Source organism: Comamonas sp. UBA7528, from assembly GCF_002479375.1.
Classification (GTDB): Bacteria; Pseudomonadota; Gammaproteobacteria; order Burkholderiales; family Burkholderiaceae_C; genus Comamonas.
On record NZ_DLMU01000008.1, the window covers coordinates 155,995 to 169,227 of the forward strand.

The following is a 13,233-nucleotide window of genomic DNA, read 5'->3' on the forward strand; positions in this document are numbered from 1 at the left end:
AACTGCACAAGCAGCTATGAAAATCACAGTGATTGGTGCCGGAGCCTGGGGCACGGCCATGGCCATGTCGGCCGCCGCCCACCCCGCGGGCCACCAGGTGCGCCTGTGGGCACGCGATGCCGTGCAGGCCCGGGAGATGCACGACAGCCGCCAGAACATGCGCTACCTGCCGGGCCTGGCGTTTGCGCCGGGCCTGCAGGTGGTGCAGGGCGACGCCCTGGATGCCGTGGCCGATGCCGAGCTGGTCATCATTGGCACGCCCATGGCCGCATTGCGCGAATGGCTGCAGCGGCTGCAGCATCTGCACGCGCCCGTGGCCTGGTTGTGCAAGGGCTTTGAAGCCGGTACCGGCTTGATGCCGCACGAGGTTTGCGCCGAGGTGGCGCCCCGGTTGCGCTGTGGCGCACTGAGCGGTCCCAGCTTTGCGCAGGAGGTGGCGCGCAGCCAGCCTTCGGCCCTGGTGGCTGCCAGCCGCGATGCCGGCGTGCGCCATACGCTGGTGGAGGCGCTGCACAGCCCCTCGCTGCGCGTGTACGGCAACGATGACATCGTCGGGGTGGAAGTGGGGGGCGCCGTGAAGAACGTGATGGCCATTGCCTCCGGTCTGTGCGACGGGCTGGAGCTGGGACTGAATGCCCGCGCCGCGCTGCTGACGCGCGGCCTGGCCGAGATGACACGCCTGGGCGTGGCCCTGGGCGCCCGGGCCGACACCTTCATGGGCCTGTCGGGCCTGGGTGATCTGATGCTGACGGCCACCGGCGACCTGTCGCGCAACCGCAAGGTGGGTTTGCTGCTGGCCCGCGGCATGGGACTGGCCCAGGCTGTGGAGTCACTGGGCCATGTGGCTGAAGGCGTGTACAGCGCCCGCACCGTGCTGGCCCGCGCCCAGGTGCTGGGTGTGGACATGCCGATTGCGGCGACGGTGGTCGACCTGCTGGACGGCAAGGTGGCGCCGGCCCAGGCTGTGCATCGTCTGATGGAGCGTGACCCGAAGCAGGAGCGTTGAACCGCTGGCCGACTGCGCGCAGGCGGACGGCGCTGCATAGACTGAACGGCCTGGCCTCTGCGCAGACCGTTCGGTTTTTTGCCAGGGCGGGGTGCTGCGGCGCATGCGCGCCAGCGGCTCAGTCCTCCCGGCTGGCGGCGTCCAGCGTGGCCAGTGCGGCGGCATCCAGTTGCAGTGTGGCGGCCGTGACCAGGGATTGCAGCTGCGCCAGGCTGGTGGCGCTGGCAATCGGCGCGGCAATGCCGGCTTGCTGCAGCAGCCAGGCAATGGCCACCTCGCTGGGCTGGGCCTTGTACTGGGCGGCCACCTGCTCCAGTGCATTGACGATACGCAGCCCGCGCGGGTTCAGGTACAGGCTGGTGGTCTTGGCGCCGCGCAGGCTTTTGCCGACATCGGCCTCGCTGCGGTATTTGCCCGTCAGAAAGCCGGCCGCCAGCGCGTAGAAATTGATCACGCCCACGTTGCGCGCCACGCACAGCGGCTGCAGCTCTTTTTCAAACACGGCGCGGTCGTACAGGTTGTACAGCGGCTGCAGGCTGTCAAAGCGCGCCAGGCGGTGCCGGTCGCTGCAGTCCAGCGCCTCGGCCAGGCGCTGGGCGCTGTAGTTGCTTGCGCCGATGGCGCGCACCTTGCCGGCCTGGATCAGCTCGCCCAGGGTGCCCAGCACATCTTCCAGCGGAATGTTCAGATCGTCGTCATGGGTCTGATACAGGTCGATGTAATCGGTCTGCAGGCGCGTCAGCGAGGCATCCACCGCCTGCTTGATGTACTTGGGGTGCAGGCCGACCTTGCCGTCGCCCATGTCCTTGCCCAGTTTGGTGGCCAGCACCAGTTGCTTGCGCTTGCCGCTTTTTTGCAGCCACTGGCCGATGAGGGTTTCCGATTCACCGCCCACATGGCCCGGCACCCAGCGCGAGTACACATCGGCCGTGTCGACGAAGTTCATGCCCGCGCCCAGCCACGCGTCCAGCAGAGCAAAGCTGGTGGACGGGTCCACCGTCCACCCGAACACATTGCCGCCAAAACACAGCGGCGACACCATCAGCGGCGATTGGCCCAGCGGGCGGGTGGGAAAGGACATTGGGATCTCCAGGCAGGGAAGGGCAGGTATTGCGCACCCATGGTACACAGGGGCTTAGCACCAAAAGCTATGAATAAATGAGCTGATCACACAGGTGCAGGAAGGTGTGGGCCATGTTCATATCCAGGTGCTGCGGCCATTCTCGCGTGACCGCCGGCCCGGTGCTTATCGCCTGCAGGACAGCCCGCAGCCACTGGCGGCGAAGGGCGGCAGGTGGGTGCAAAAAAAGCCACCCGAAGGTGGCTGAAGTGCGTCAACAGCGCCGTTGCCTGTCGGCCGTACCAGGTGGTGCAGCGCGGCAGGCCGGCCGGTCAGGGATTACAGGCCCAGTTCCAGTGCCAGCAGCTGGTCCACCGTCTGGCGGCGGCGAATCAGGCGGGCCTGGCCTGCGTCGACCAGTACCTCGGCCGCCAGCGGCCGGGTGTTGTAGTTGCTGGACATGGAGCTGCCGTAGGCGCCCGTGTCGTGGATCACCAGAAGATCGCCCACGCTGGCCCCGGCCAGGCTGCGGGGCAGCACCACGCCGCCATCGCCCTGGGTGAAGACATCGCCCGATTCGCACAGCGGGCCGGCCACCACGCTGTCCTGCGCGGGCAGTTGCCGGCCGTCGCGGCGCAGCACTTCCATGCCGTGGTAGCTGCCGTACATGCTGGGGCGCATCAGTTCGTTGAAGCCAGTGTCGACCAGCACGAAGTGGTTGCTGCCTGCATTCTTGGTGGCGCGCACGGTGCCCAGCAGCACGCCGGATTCCGCGACCAGGAAGCGGCCGGGCTCCAGCTCCAGACCCAGACGGTGGCCCACGATGGCTTCGGCCTGCTGGCGTGCCGCATTCCACAGGCCGTGGTAGTGCTCGGTGTCGATGGTGGCATCGCCCGCCTTGTAGGGGATGGACAGACCACCGCCCGCGGAAATCGCATGCAGGTCCACGCCGGCCGCCCGGGTGCGTTCCACCAGCTTGACCATGGCGCCGCAGACTTCCTGCAGGTGGCCGTAGTCCACGCCCGAGCCGATGTGCATGTGCAGGCCGGCGAGCACCAGGCCGCCGGTCTTGATGGCTTCCAGCGCGGCTTCCAGCTCGCTGTGCCAGATGCCGTGCTTGCTGTGTTCGCCGCCGGTATTGGTCTTGTTGCTGTGGCCGTGGCCAAAACCGGGGTTGATGCGCAGCCACACATGGTGGCCCTTGGATGCGGCGGCCAGTTGGTGCAGCATGTCGATGGAGCCGGCGTTCACCGGCACCTGGTGTTCCACCACGGTGGCCAGCGTGGCTTCGTCCATCACATCGGCGGTGAAGACGATGTCGGCCGGTTCGCCAAAGCCCGGGGTGAAACCGGCGGCCAGAGCGCGCAGGATCTCGCCGCGCGAGACAGCATCCACCTTCACGCCCTGTTCGCGCATCAGCTGGAGGATGTGGATGTTGGAGCAGGCCTTCTGGGCAAAGCGCACGGTGTCAAAGGCCTGGAGCTGGGCAATGCGCTCGCGGATGGTGGCGGCGTCGTACACCCACAGCGGTGTGCCGAATTCGTCGGCCAGGGCCCACAGCTGGGCGGGGGAGAAAGGGTTGCTCATGGTCTGGATACTCTGCAATGGATAGCGGCTTTGGCGCACAGCGGGTGCGTGCGATGCGGGAAAGATGGGCCATCTGGCACGGTGGCCGACCCCCTTGGATGCAGAGAATGCCGCAGTAGGTGTATTTGGTCTAATGCTTTGTTGTGGCAAAGTCATTCATATTCGATATGCATTGCCAGCTACCATGACCCGTCCGCCTGCTTCCTCTGTGCCGCCTGTGCCGGCTGTGCCTGCCGCGGTCTCCGATTCCACCGGGACTGCGCCCCGCATTGCCCACCGCCACATTGAGGTGTTCCGGGCGGTGATGCTGGCCGGCGGTGTCACCGGTGCGGCACGGCTGCTGTTCACCAGCCAGCCCACCGTCAGCCGCGAGCTGGCACGGCTGGAACAGTTGCTGGGCTATGCGCTGTTCGAGCGTGCCCAGGGCCGGTTGCGCCCTACGGCGCGGGCGCTGGCGCTGTGGGCCGAGGTGCAGCGCAGCTGGCAGGGTCTGGAGCGCGTGGTGGACCGGGCGTTGGAGCTGGGCCAGGCCCAGGGTGCCCATGTGCGCGTGCTGTGCCTGCCGGCGCTCAGCCATGCGCTGCTGCCTGGCGCCCTGGCGCGCCTGCAGGCCCGGCAGGGCGCGGTGCCGGTGAGCATCACCACCCAGGAAGGGCCGCTGCTGCAGGAATGGATGGCCGCGCAGCGTTTTGACCTGGGTTTGGCCGAGCTGGCTGACGCCCCGCCCGGCACACGCAGCCTGCCGCTGCCGGCGCTGGACGAGGTGGCAGTGCTGCCCGCCACCCATCCGCTGGCGCAGCAGCCGCTGCTGGCGGCGCCGGACTTTGCCGGCCAGCCCTTTATCAGCCTGGCGCGGGACGACCCGTACCGTCAGCAGATCGATGCGGTGTTTGCCCAGGCCGGGGTGGAGCGCCCGCTGGGGCTGGAGACGGCCAGTGCGGTCTCGGTCTGCGCGCTGGTGCAGCAGGGGCTGGGCGTGGCCATCGTCAATCCCTACACGGCCCAGGCCTGTGCTGGGCCGCAGCTGGTGGTGCGCCCGCTGGCCTTTGCCATTCCCTACCAGGTGCATGTGCTGCTGCCGCTGCACCGCCCGGCCGAGCCGGCTGTGGATGCGCTGGTGGCCGCTTTGCAGCACACGGCGCAGGCGCTGCAGCCACCCGCCGGCTGAACGCCTCAGGCGGTGGGGCGCTTGAAAGCCAGCATCTTGGGGCGGAAGCGCTGCAGCACTTCGCCGCGCTGGTTCTTGGTCTGGCACAGCACGCGGAGCATGGCGCGGTCGGGCTTGGACTGGGAGGGGATGATCTCCACGATCTCTTATTCCACATGCAGCCGGTCGCCGGGCCGTGTGGGCTGGGGCCAGGCCAGCTCTTCCATGCCGCCGCCGATCACGCCGTCTGCCAGCGGAATGCTCTCGGTCACCAGGCGCATGCTGACCGATGCCGTGTGCCAGCCGCTGGCCGCCAGACCCTGGAAGAAGGTGTGCTTGGCGGCTTCCGGGTCAAGGTGAAAGACCTGCGGGTCGAACTGCCTGGCATAGGCAATGATCTGGGCTTCGTCCAGCACATGCTCACCGCTGACAAAGGTCTGGCCCACGTACAAATCGTCCAGGTACAGGTTCTTTTCCGGCATGTCGGCCTCCTTGTGGGGGGAATGCCGGCCAGTATGTAGGGCCGGGCGTGACGGCCCTGTAGCGCAGGCAGCAGTGCAGGAGCGAATCAGGCGCGCTGCGCTGGCTGCCGCCGTCCGACGGCCCAGGTGAGCAGGTGGAGCAGCGAGCACAGCAGCCAGTACACGCCGCCCACGAATACAAACACCTCGGCCGGGTTCACCATCAGCCGCGCGTTCACCTGGGTGGAGAGAAACGACAGTTCGCCCACGCCCACGATATAGGCCAGCGAGCTGTCCTTGATGAGTGTGACCCACTGGTTGACCAGCGAGGGCAGCATGGCCGTGAGTGCCTGCGGCAGCACCAGCCAGCGCAGGACCTGCCAGCGGCCCATGCCCAGCGCTCGGCCTGCGTCCCACTGGCCCTGGGGCACGGCATGGATGCCCGCCGCCACGGCGTGTGCCAGATAAGCGCCGCCGATCAGCGACAGGGCACACACCACGGACACCGTGCCTGGCACATCCATACCGAACAGCATGGGCAGCAGAAAGTAGATCCAGAAGATCAGCATCAGCACGGGAATGGCGCGCAGAAAGCCCAGCACGGTGTGCAAGAGCGTGGCCCACGGCCCGCTGCCCATGGCCAGTGCGATGCCCAGCACCAGCCCCAGCGCGGCCGAGGCCAGGCCGGAGGTGGCGCTCAGGATCAAGGTCAGCAGCGCACCACCGGGCGGTCCTTCGGGGAAGGTGCCCACCAGCAGGTAGAGCCAGTCGTCGGCCAATGCTGCCAGGTTCATGTGCGCCCCACGGGCAGCCGGCCCCATCGGCGCCGGCGCTGCACCTGTCGGCTCAGCAGCTCCAGGGCGATGATGAGCACGATGTAGAGCACGGTGCTGATGCCGTAGACCTGGAAAGACTGAAAGGTCTCGGCCTCCGCCTGGCGTGCGCGGTAGGACAGTTCCACCAGGCCGATCGTCATGCCCAGCGAGGTGTTCTTGGTGATATTCATGTACTGCCCGCACAGCGGCGAGACCACATGGGCCAGCGCCTGCGGCAGCACGATATGGCGCAGCGACTGCCAGCGCGTCATGCCCAGGCTCAGGGCCGCCTGAAGCTGGCTGCGCGGCACGTTGGCTATGCCCGCGCGGATTTCCTCGCCCACATAGGCCGTGGAATACAGCACCAGGCCTACGGCGGCGGACAGGAACTCCAGCGACGGCCAGGCCAGATGCCATCCGCCCAGGGCCAGCACATGTGGCGTGTTCAGCCAGCCCATCCAGCCCGCAGGCAGCAGGCTGGGAACGCCGAAATACCAGAAAAACAGCTGCACCAGCAGCGGCGTGTTGCGAAACACCGAGAGGTAGACGCTGGCCGCTACGCGCAGCGCCGGCACGGGGGCATCGCGGGCGATGGCAAACAGCATGCCCAGCAGGGTGGACAGGGCAATCACCAGCAGCGAGGTGCCCATGGTGACCGACCAGCCGCTGAGCAGCCATTGCCAGTATTTGACGGCCAGCACCGCGTCTGGCCAGGGGAGAACAGGGGTCATGGGAAGCCGCCAGGGCTGCACACCGGTCAGGCGCGCAGACCCTGGCGAAAAGTGGCACGGACGCGGTGGCTCAGACCTTGTCGCCGATCTTGAAAGTGCGTACCAGCGGCGTGTTGCTCCGGGGTCCGAACCAGGCGTCGTAAATCTTGCCGGCCTGGCCCTTGCCTTCCAGTTCCTTGAGGGTGGTGTTGACCCAGTCGGTCAGCGCAGTCTCTCCCTTGGGAATGCCCACACCGATGAAGTCGTTCGAGATGGTGAATGCCGGCACTTCCCACTTGGCACGTTCCTGGGCGTCCTTGATGGTGCCCAGCAGGCCCACCAGCTTGGGGCCGTCCTGCGCCAGGGCCTGCACATTGCCGTTGCGCAGGGCGGTGAAGGCAAATGGCGTGTCGTCGAACGCGACCAGGGTGGCCTGCGGGTATTTTTCGCGCAGCACGATCTCGTTGGTAGTGCCCTTGTCCACGGCAATGCGCAGGCTGCCGAGCTGGTCGGCCGAGGCCAGCGTGCCCTTGGGGGCCAGGAACTGCGTGCCGGACGAGAAGTACGGCACGCTGAAGTTCACCTGCTTGGCGCGCTCTTCGGTGATGGTGAAGTTGGCCAGTACCAGATCCACCTTGCCGGACACCAGCAACGGCACCCGGTTGGCGGGATTGGTGGGCACCAGTTGCAGCTTCACACCCAGGCGCTTGGCAAATTCTTCGGCGTAGTCCACGTCCAGGCCCACGATCTTGCGGGTCTTGGCGTCGACAAAGCCGAACGGGGGGTTGCCATCAAAGGCGGCCACGCGTAGCACGCCGGCCTTTTTGATGTCCTGCAGGCGGTCGGCCCAGACAGAGCCGGTTGTCAGCAGCGCGGCGCCTGCAGCGGCGGCGGTGATCCACTTCTTGAATTGCATAAAACGAACATCCTTCCATGGCGGAAAAAGCGGTGCGGGCCGCACCTGGTCCAGCCATTGTGGAAATGCCGCCTGCAGGGCAGAAGCAACAAATTTCGTCTTGCTTATCTGAAAAGCTTTCTTGCCCCAGCGACGGGCATGCGATCGGGCCGTGCAGCCTCTATGCTCACGGCCATGCAATGGGTATTCGAGGATTCAGAAGTCGCAGCGTGCAGCGTGAGCCCGGGCACCGCTGCGGTGCTGACCGTGCGCTTTTCCGCCGCGCGGGTGTATGCACAGGAGGAGCGCAAGACCGGCAGCGGCGAAGGTATGTGGCTGCCGATGCGCTTGGTCTGCACGCTGGCCGGGCCCATGCCGCCCGTGCAAGCGCTTTTCGGGAAGCTGGAGGGCGGGCGTGTGCTGTTGGAGGGGCAACGCCTGTTGGCGTTGCCTGTGCCCTGTGTGCTGCGCCAGCCTCTGGTGTTGGAGCTGGAATGTGCCAGCGGTGCGCAGTTGCGCGTGGCCGCCCATGCGCTGGAAGTCCTGCCGGAGGCCCCGCACTGCGCCACCGGGGCGTTCCAGTGCTGAGAGCTGCCGCAGTTCAGAACTCGAGGTTGTCGATCAGCCGGGTGCTGCCCAGCTTGGCGGCGCCCAATGTCACCAGCGGGGCTGTGCCCAGGTCGGCGGCACTGGGGATTTGCAGGTTGCTGCGCAGGCGCACCGTCAGGTAGTCGGGCTCCCAGCCCAGGGCCTGCAGCTGGCCGATGGCCTGGGTTTCCAGGTCAGCCAGTGGAGTGCGGCCCGTGCGGGCCGCCTGCGCCAGGGTCTTCAGTGCCTGGGACAGGGCCATGGCCTGCTGCAGTTGCTCGGCATTCAGGTAGCCGTTGCGGGAACTGAGTGCCAGGCCGCTGTCGGCACGGGCGGTATCGCCGGCGATGATGGTGATGGGCAGCGCAAACTGCTGCACCATGCGCTGGATCACCATCAGCTGCTGGTAGTCCTTTTTGCCGAAGATGGCCGTGCCGCCGCCGGTGGTGGCAAACACGGCGGAGAACAGCTTCATCACCACGGTGCACACGCCGGTAAAGAAACCGGGGCGGAAATGCCCTTCCAGCATGTCGGCCAGCGTGGGGTCGGGCTGCACCTTGAAAGTCTGGGCTTCGGGGTAGAGATCGGCTTCGCGCGGTGCAAACAGCAGGTCGCAGTGGGCGGACTGCAGCTTGCTGCAGTCCGAATCCCAGGTGCGCGGGTAGCTGTCGAAATCTTCATGCGGCAGAAACTGCAGGCGGTTGACGAAGATGCTGGCCACGGTCACATCTCCATGCTGGCGTGCGGTGCGCACCAGGGACAGATGGCCCTCGTGCAGATTGCCCATGGTGGGAACGAAAGCGGGGCGGCCGCGGCCTGCCAGTGCGGAGCGCAGGTCGGCGATGGTATGGACGATGTGCATGGTGTCGGAAAACGGGACGGAAACGGGAGAAGCCAGGGCTTACCAGGCGTGCAGCTGGTTGTCGGGGAAGCTGCCATCCTTGACCGCCTGGACATAGGCCGCCATGGCGCCCTTGACGTTGCCGGCCTCCTGCATGAAGTTGCGCACGAACTTGGGCATCTTGCCCAGGTTGACCCCCAGCATGTCGTGCAGCACCAGCACCTGTCCGGCTGTGCCATTGCCAGCGCCGATGCCGATGGTGTGGCAGTGGGTCAGCGCCTGCGTCAGCTCGGCGGCCAGGGCGGCGGGCACCATCTCCAGCACCAGCATGGCGGCGCCGGCATCCTGCAGCTCGCGGGCCTGGCGGCGCAGCGTGGCGGCGGCCACATCGTCCTTGCCCTGCACGCGGTAGCCACCCAGTGCGTGGACGGTCTGGGGTGTCAGCCCCAGGTGGGCGCAGACGGGGATGCCGCGTTCCACCAGAAATTGCACCGTGGGCGCGGTCCAGCCACCGCCTTCGAGCTTGACCATGTGGGCGCCGGCCTGCATGAGGGCGCTGGCGCTGCGCAGCGCCTGTTCGCGGGATTCCTGGTAGCTGCCATAGGGCAGGTCGGCAATCAGCCAGGCCGTGGCCTGGGCGCGGTGCAGACCGCGCGCCACACTGGCCGTGTGGTAGCACATGTCGTCCAGGCTGACGCCCACGGTGCTGTGCAGGCCCTGGCAGACCATGCCCAGGGAATCGCCCACCAGAATGCATTCCACGCCGGCGGCATCGGCCACGGCGGCGAAGGTGGCGTCATAGGCGGTGAGCATGGTGATCTTTTCGCCGGCTGCTCGCATCTGCGCCAGGCGCGGCAGGCTGACGGGGCGGCGCTGGGGCAGCGGGGATGCGGGCGGAATGGTGCCGTACGGCGTGCCGGTGGTACTTGCGGACATGTTGTCTCCCAGAGGTGTTTTTTGCGTTGGGTCAGTGCTGCAATCTGGCGCGAGTCTAGGGGATGCTGCAATGCCGCGGTAGCCAGTTCACCGGCGCGCCACCGGGGTTTGTGCTGCAGCGGGTGCTGCAGGGCGCGAAGGGCTGGGCGAGAGCCCGGAAACCGCAGAGGTTTCTGCGTGCAGCGGATCGGTGGCGGCCACGGCACAATGGGCTCCTATGGCCTCCCTTTCCGTTTCCTCGCCACCGCTGCTGCGTTCTGACGATGCAGGGGCAGCGCTTGCGCCGGCACCGGTTCCGGCGTCCTGGCAGGCCTTGCAGACCATGCCTTTGCTGGCCCATCTGGGGGAGGCGGATCTGCAGTCCCTGGCCACACGGTTCCGCTGGCGTCTGCTGGAGCCGGGGCAGCCGCTGCCGGATGCGTTCGATGAGGGTCGGCTGAACCTGATCGTGCACGGCCGGCTGTGGGTGCGCTACTACGGCAGCCAGGGGCGCGAGATGATCGTGGGGGACCTGATGCCGGGCCAGTGGTGCGGCAACCACTGGCTGGGGGAGTGCTCCCAGCCGCCCAGCGTGCCGCTGGTGGTGGAGGCGGCCGATGCCAGCCTGATCGCCACGCTGGAGGGGCATGAGGTCAAGGCCCTGTTTGACCGTGACCCGGCGGTGATGGAAGGCATGCTGTCGGCCCTGCTGCAAGGCATGAACCGCCTGGTCTGGTCGCTGGTGGCCCGGCTGGTGGAAATGGGCACGCTCAGCGTGGGCGGGCGCCTGCATGCGCGCTTGCTGATGCTGGCGGAGCGGGCCGGGGTGCAGAACAACCAGGCCCTGCTGCAGCCGGCACCCACCCAGGTCAGTCTGGCGGCCTTGCTGGGCAGCAGCCGCGAAGAAGTGGCGCGCGAGATGTCGCGCCTGACCCGCCTGGGTCTGCTGCAGCGCGAAGGCCGCGGCCTGCGCCTGACCAATGTGGATGGTTTGCGCGTGCTGCTGGAAGACATGCGCTGAGCAGTGCTGGGTCTTTTTCCGGCTTTTTGCTGCACTGCGTGAGAAAACGCACAGACGGTACCCCGCTCCTGCCCGACACTGCTTTCCAGGCTGTGCTGCCACTGTCAGCAGCCCGGCAATTTCTGTGAATGTGTCTGGAAAGGACAATGCCATGCGCAAGCAATGGATGGCCGCTGCCGCGGCTGTGATGACCCTGGTGGGCGCTGCCCACGCCGAATCGACCGTGTCGGCCGACGCCGAGACCCTGCAAAAAGCCCAGGTGCAAGCCGATCTGGAACTGTGGCACAAGTCGGGCATGAGCTTCATGCCCTCGCCGGCGCAGTTCCCGGACGTGAAGTACACCCCTGAATACCGCAAGTACGAGCAACTGCGCAACGGCCCTGCATTCCAGGAGACCGTGGCCAAGTACATGGGCTCCGTGCAGACCACGGCCCGCCAAGGCCAGGCCACGGCCCAGCCCTGAGCACGTGGCCAGGGTGTGAATCACACCTTGGCCCTGGAGGCATGCAAGGTCGCCAGTGCATCTGCGCAATGTGAACCGGGCTGTGTGCGCTGCTCTGGATCACGCGGATGACGCGGTGACTTGCATGGATTGCGCTGCCATCGGCAGCGCTTTTTTTTGCGCGGCGCCAACGTGGCTGTGCCTGGCCGGGCCGCCGTGGCGCATGCCGGTGCGGCGGTATCGGCGGAACCGGTGACGCGGCAGGTGTCTCTCCGCCGTGTCAGCGGCGGCAGCAGCAAGCCCCGCGCCCCAGGCCCTGGACTGGTACAGGGCCTGGTTGGCATGGCCCTGCAGGGTGCCGAAAGAACGCATGCCAGGGAGTGCTGCATGCATTTCCCCTGGATTGCAGGCTGCACAGCCTAAAAACGCCTCATCGCCTGCTGTTGTGCAGGGGCTTGCTTACAGCGTCAGCTGCGCGCGGTAGTGGTTTTGTATGGCGGCCATGGCCTGCAGCAGACCGTCCAGCGTGGGATTGCCGGGCTCGAGCTGGCGCAGCGCCGCCCAACTGGCTTCCAGCGTGGACAGCTGGCCTGGCTTGTGCGCCTTGCGGATGGCGTAGCGGCTGGCCGGCAGCTCCCGCAAGGGCAGGCGGGGCAACTGCTGCAGTGCGGGGTTGTGGTACAGCATCTTGCGGCTTTTGCGCCAGGTACCGTCCAGCACCACCAGGCGCAGCGCAGCGCCTGCAGGCAATGCGGCCAGATCGGCCATGCCCCAGGGCGGAGGCTCCAGCAGCGGCAGTGCCGGATCAGGAGGGGAGGGCGGGTAGAGCAACAGCGTTAGCGTCGGGGCCGGCTCTGCCTGCCTGTGGCCCGCTGCCGGCCATGCGTCCTGCAGCAGGGCCTGCAGGCTGTCGGCAGGCCAGCACTCGCCTTGTGCCATGCGGCTGTGTGGCAGGCACAGGTGCAACAGCCGCGCTGTGCCTTTGGGGTGCTGCACCTCCAACGGATGCTGCAGCAGCAGCACCTGGGTGGCGTGCGCCACCGTCTGCACGCACGCGCAGATGCAGGTGCTGGCAGGGCGCAGGCAGTCAGTGCAGTGCGCACGGCGGGTGGAAGGGGGCGCGGTATTCACGGAAAGTGGCGGGTGCCAAGGGGAATGCGGCCGCAGCGGATGCCTGCGTACCGGTCTGGCCGCAGACGGGCGCGGTGACAGCACGGCACGGAGCATGCATGGTGCAGCCGTTGCGCGCCGTGCACCAGCCGGGTGGTCGATCTGCCCACCCGGGTGCATATTGCTGCCAGGGGATTACAGGCGGTCCTTGTAGTAGCTGGCCTTGTCCATGTCGGCGATCTCGGCGCTCAGTTGCACCATCACGCCAGCAGGCTGGGGGACTTCAGCGCGCAGCACGGCAGCGATGGCGTCGGACAGTTCCTTCTTCACCTCGGGTGTACGGCCCGCCAGCAGGCGCAGTTGCACGTGCACAAAGCCCCGTTGCGCCGGGTTGGTGCCGATGCGGAATTGCTGCAGCGCGGCAATGCGTGCCTTGACGTCGGCTTCATCGGCCACGGTGGCGTGGGCGCAGACCACGGCATTGAGCTTTTCCAGCAGGCCTTGTTCGTTCAGGCCGGTCAGGTTGTTGCTGTATTCCACGTACAGGTGGGGCATGGTGTCTCCTCGGGCGGTGTGATGGGAAAAGGCGGCAGACCGGGCATGAGCCGGTCTGCAACACTGCCGATTGTCAGGCC

Annotated in this window: 15 protein-coding genes and 1 pseudogene; 5 read left to right on the forward strand and 11 right to left on the reverse strand. The window is 67.0% G+C overall.

All coding sequences use genetic code 11. From position 1 onward, the window contains the following. Window positions 1-16: 16 nt before the first annotated feature. Window positions 17-1,006 carry an NAD(P)H-dependent glycerol-3-phosphate dehydrogenase gene (locus B3349_RS09690; protein WP_291588425.1) on the forward strand — a complete coding sequence of 330 codons (990 nt, stop codon included), beginning with the start codon at window positions 17-19 and terminating at the stop codon, window positions 1,004-1,006. A 118-nt stretch (window positions 1,007-1,124) separates the two neighbouring features. Here B3349_RS09690 and B3349_RS09695 read toward each other — a convergent pair whose 3' ends face one another. Both B3349_RS09695 and lysA read right to left on the reverse strand, forming a co-directional pair. Further along, window positions 1,125-2,087 carry an aldo/keto reductase gene (locus tag B3349_RS09695; RefSeq protein WP_291588426.1) on the reverse strand — a complete coding sequence of 321 codons (963 nt, stop codon included), beginning with the start codon at window positions 2,085-2,087 and terminating at the stop codon, window positions 1,125-1,127. 318 nt (window positions 2,088-2,405) lie between these two features. Next, window positions 2,406-3,653, reverse strand: a complete 1,248-nt coding sequence (gene lysA, locus B3349_RS09700) for a diaminopimelate decarboxylase (protein ID WP_291588427.1) — start codon at window positions 3,651-3,653, stop codon at window positions 2,406-2,408. Between the two features lie 184 nt (window positions 3,654-3,837). Here lysA and B3349_RS09705 point away from each other — a divergent pair, with 184 nt between their 5' ends. Then, window positions 3,838-4,821 carry a LysR family transcriptional regulator gene (locus B3349_RS09705; RefSeq protein ID WP_291588428.1) on the forward strand — a complete coding sequence of 328 codons (984 nt, stop codon included), beginning with the start codon at window positions 3,838-3,840 and terminating at the stop codon, window positions 4,819-4,821. A 5-nt stretch (window positions 4,822-4,826) separates the two neighbouring features. On the opposite strand, the pseudogene B3349_RS09710 reads toward B3349_RS09705, so the two are convergent. The 4 genes and pseudogenes from B3349_RS09710 to B3349_RS09725 form a co-directional block, all read right to left on the reverse strand. Next, window positions 4,827-5,282: pseudogene (locus B3349_RS09710) on the reverse strand (MaoC family dehydratase). A gap of 86 nt (window positions 5,283-5,368) precedes the next feature. Next, complete coding sequence (locus B3349_RS09715) at window positions 5,369-6,055, reverse strand: amino acid ABC transporter permease (RefSeq protein WP_291588429.1); 687 nt, start codon at window positions 6,053-6,055, stop codon at window positions 5,369-5,371. Then, a complete protein-coding gene (locus B3349_RS09720) occupies window positions 6,052-6,807 on the reverse strand; it encodes an amino acid ABC transporter permease (RefSeq protein WP_291588430.1) in 756 nt (251 codons plus the stop codon). Before B3349_RS09720 ends, B3349_RS09715 begins: the two co-directional genes overlap by 4 nt. A 70-nt stretch (window positions 6,808-6,877) precedes the next feature. Beyond that, complete coding sequence (locus B3349_RS09725; RefSeq protein ID WP_291588431.1) at window positions 6,878-7,702, reverse strand: ABC transporter substrate-binding protein; 825 nt, start codon at window positions 7,700-7,702, stop codon at window positions 6,878-6,880. On the opposite strand from B3349_RS09725, the gene B3349_RS09730 reads away from it, so the two are divergent. Next, window positions 7,697-8,269 carry a hypothetical protein gene (locus B3349_RS09730; RefSeq protein WP_291588432.1) on the forward strand — a complete coding sequence of 191 codons (573 nt, stop codon included), beginning with the start codon at window positions 7,697-7,699 and terminating at the stop codon, window positions 8,267-8,269. The genes B3349_RS09725 and B3349_RS09730 overlap by 6 nt on opposite strands. Before the next feature lie 13 nt (window positions 8,270-8,282). On the opposite strand, the gene panC is transcribed toward B3349_RS09730, so the two are convergent. Together panC and panB are read right to left on the reverse strand one after the other, a co-directional pair. Continuing rightward, window positions 8,283-9,131 carry a pantoate--beta-alanine ligase gene (panC, locus tag B3349_RS09735; protein WP_291588433.1) on the reverse strand — a complete coding sequence of 283 codons (849 nt, stop codon included), beginning with the start codon at window positions 9,129-9,131 and terminating at the stop codon, window positions 8,283-8,285. Between the two features lie 39 nt (window positions 9,132-9,170). Further along, a complete protein-coding gene (gene panB, locus B3349_RS09740; protein WP_291588434.1) occupies window positions 9,171-10,046 on the reverse strand; it encodes a 3-methyl-2-oxobutanoate hydroxymethyltransferase in 876 nt (291 codons plus the stop codon). A 322-nt stretch (window positions 10,047-10,368) separates the two neighbouring features. Here panB and B3349_RS09745 point away from each other — a divergent pair, with 322 nt between their 5' ends. Both B3349_RS09745 and B3349_RS09750 read left to right on the forward strand, forming a co-directional pair. After that, window positions 10,369-11,046 (forward strand): Crp/Fnr family transcriptional regulator, encoded by a 678-nt coding sequence (locus B3349_RS09745; RefSeq protein ID WP_291588435.1) that lies wholly within the window; start codon window positions 10,369-10,371, stop codon window positions 11,044-11,046. Between the two features lie 151 nt (window positions 11,047-11,197). Next, window positions 11,198-11,509 carry a hypothetical protein gene (locus B3349_RS09750; protein ID WP_291588436.1) on the forward strand — a complete coding sequence of 104 codons (312 nt, stop codon included), beginning with the start codon at window positions 11,198-11,200 and terminating at the stop codon, window positions 11,507-11,509. A 99-nt stretch (window positions 11,510-11,608) separates the two neighbouring features. Here B3349_RS09750 and B3349_RS09755 read toward each other — a convergent pair whose 3' ends face one another. The 3 genes from B3349_RS09755 to B3349_RS09765 all read right to left on the reverse strand — a co-directional run bounded on the left by B3349_RS09755 (window position 11,609) and on the right by B3349_RS09765 (window position 13,153). After that, window positions 11,609-11,860 carry a hypothetical protein gene (locus B3349_RS09755; RefSeq protein ID WP_291588437.1) on the reverse strand — a complete coding sequence of 84 codons (252 nt, stop codon included), beginning with the start codon at window positions 11,858-11,860 and terminating at the stop codon, window positions 11,609-11,611. Window positions 11,861-11,947: 87 nt separating this feature from the next. Continuing rightward, window positions 11,948-12,619, reverse strand: coding sequence for a tRNA-uridine aminocarboxypropyltransferase (locus B3349_RS09760; protein WP_291588438.1), 672 nt, complete (start codon window positions 12,617-12,619; stop codon window positions 11,948-11,950). Between the two features lie 174 nt (window positions 12,620-12,793). Beyond that, the gene (locus B3349_RS09765) at window positions 12,794-13,153 is read right to left on the reverse strand and encodes a 5-carboxymethyl-2-hydroxymuconate Delta-isomerase (RefSeq protein WP_291588439.1); all 360 of its coding nucleotides are present in this window, start codon (window positions 13,151-13,153) and stop codon (window positions 12,794-12,796) included. Window positions 13,154-13,233: the final 80 nt, after the last annotated feature.

Excerpts from the sequence above, each read along its gene's own strand:
- B3349_RS09765 (WP_291588439.1), bottom strand. The coding sequence starts at position 13,153 with ATGCCCCACCTGTACGTGGAATACAGCAACAACCTGACCGGCCTGAAC.
- B3349_RS09745 (WP_291588435.1), top strand. The coding sequence starts at position 10,369 with ATGCCTTTGCTGGCCCATCTGGGGGAGGCGGATCTGCAGTCCCTGGCC.
- B3349_RS09695 (WP_291588426.1), bottom strand. The coding sequence starts at position 2,087 with ATGTCCTTTCCCACCCGCCCGCTGGGCCAATCGCCGCTGATGGTGTCG.
- B3349_RS09720 (WP_291588430.1), bottom strand. The coding sequence starts at position 6,807 with ATGACCCCTGTTCTCCCCTGGCCAGACGCGGTGCTGGCCGTCAAATAC.
- panC (WP_291588433.1), bottom strand. The coding sequence starts at position 9,131 with ATGCACATCGTCCATACCATCGCCGACCTGCGCTCCGCACTGGCAGGC.
- B3349_RS09705 (WP_291588428.1), top strand. The coding sequence starts at position 3,838 with ATGACCCGTCCGCCTGCTTCCTCTGTGCCGCCTGTGCCGGCTGTGCCT.
- B3349_RS09715 (WP_291588429.1), bottom strand. The coding sequence starts at position 6,055 with ATGAACCTGGCAGCATTGGCCGACGACTGGCTCTACCTGCTGGTGGGC.
- B3349_RS09750 (WP_291588436.1), top strand. The coding sequence starts at position 11,198 with ATGCGCAAGCAATGGATGGCCGCTGCCGCGGCTGTGATGACCCTGGTG.
- panB (WP_291588434.1), bottom strand. The coding sequence starts at position 10,046 with ATGTCCGCAAGTACCACCGGCACGCCGTACGGCACCATTCCGCCCGCA.
- B3349_RS09755 (WP_291588437.1), bottom strand. The coding sequence starts at position 11,860 with ATGCGTTCTTTCGGCACCCTGCAGGGCCATGCCAACCAGGCCCTGTAC.
- B3349_RS09690 (WP_291588425.1), top strand. The coding sequence starts at position 17 with ATGAAAATCACAGTGATTGGTGCCGGAGCCTGGGGCACGGCCATGGCC.
- B3349_RS09725 (WP_291588431.1), bottom strand. The coding sequence starts at position 7,702 with ATGCAATTCAAGAAGTGGATCACCGCCGCCGCTGCAGGCGCCGCGCTG.
- lysA (WP_291588427.1), bottom strand. The coding sequence starts at position 3,653 with ATGAGCAACCCTTTCTCCCCCGCCCAGCTGTGGGCCCTGGCCGACGAA.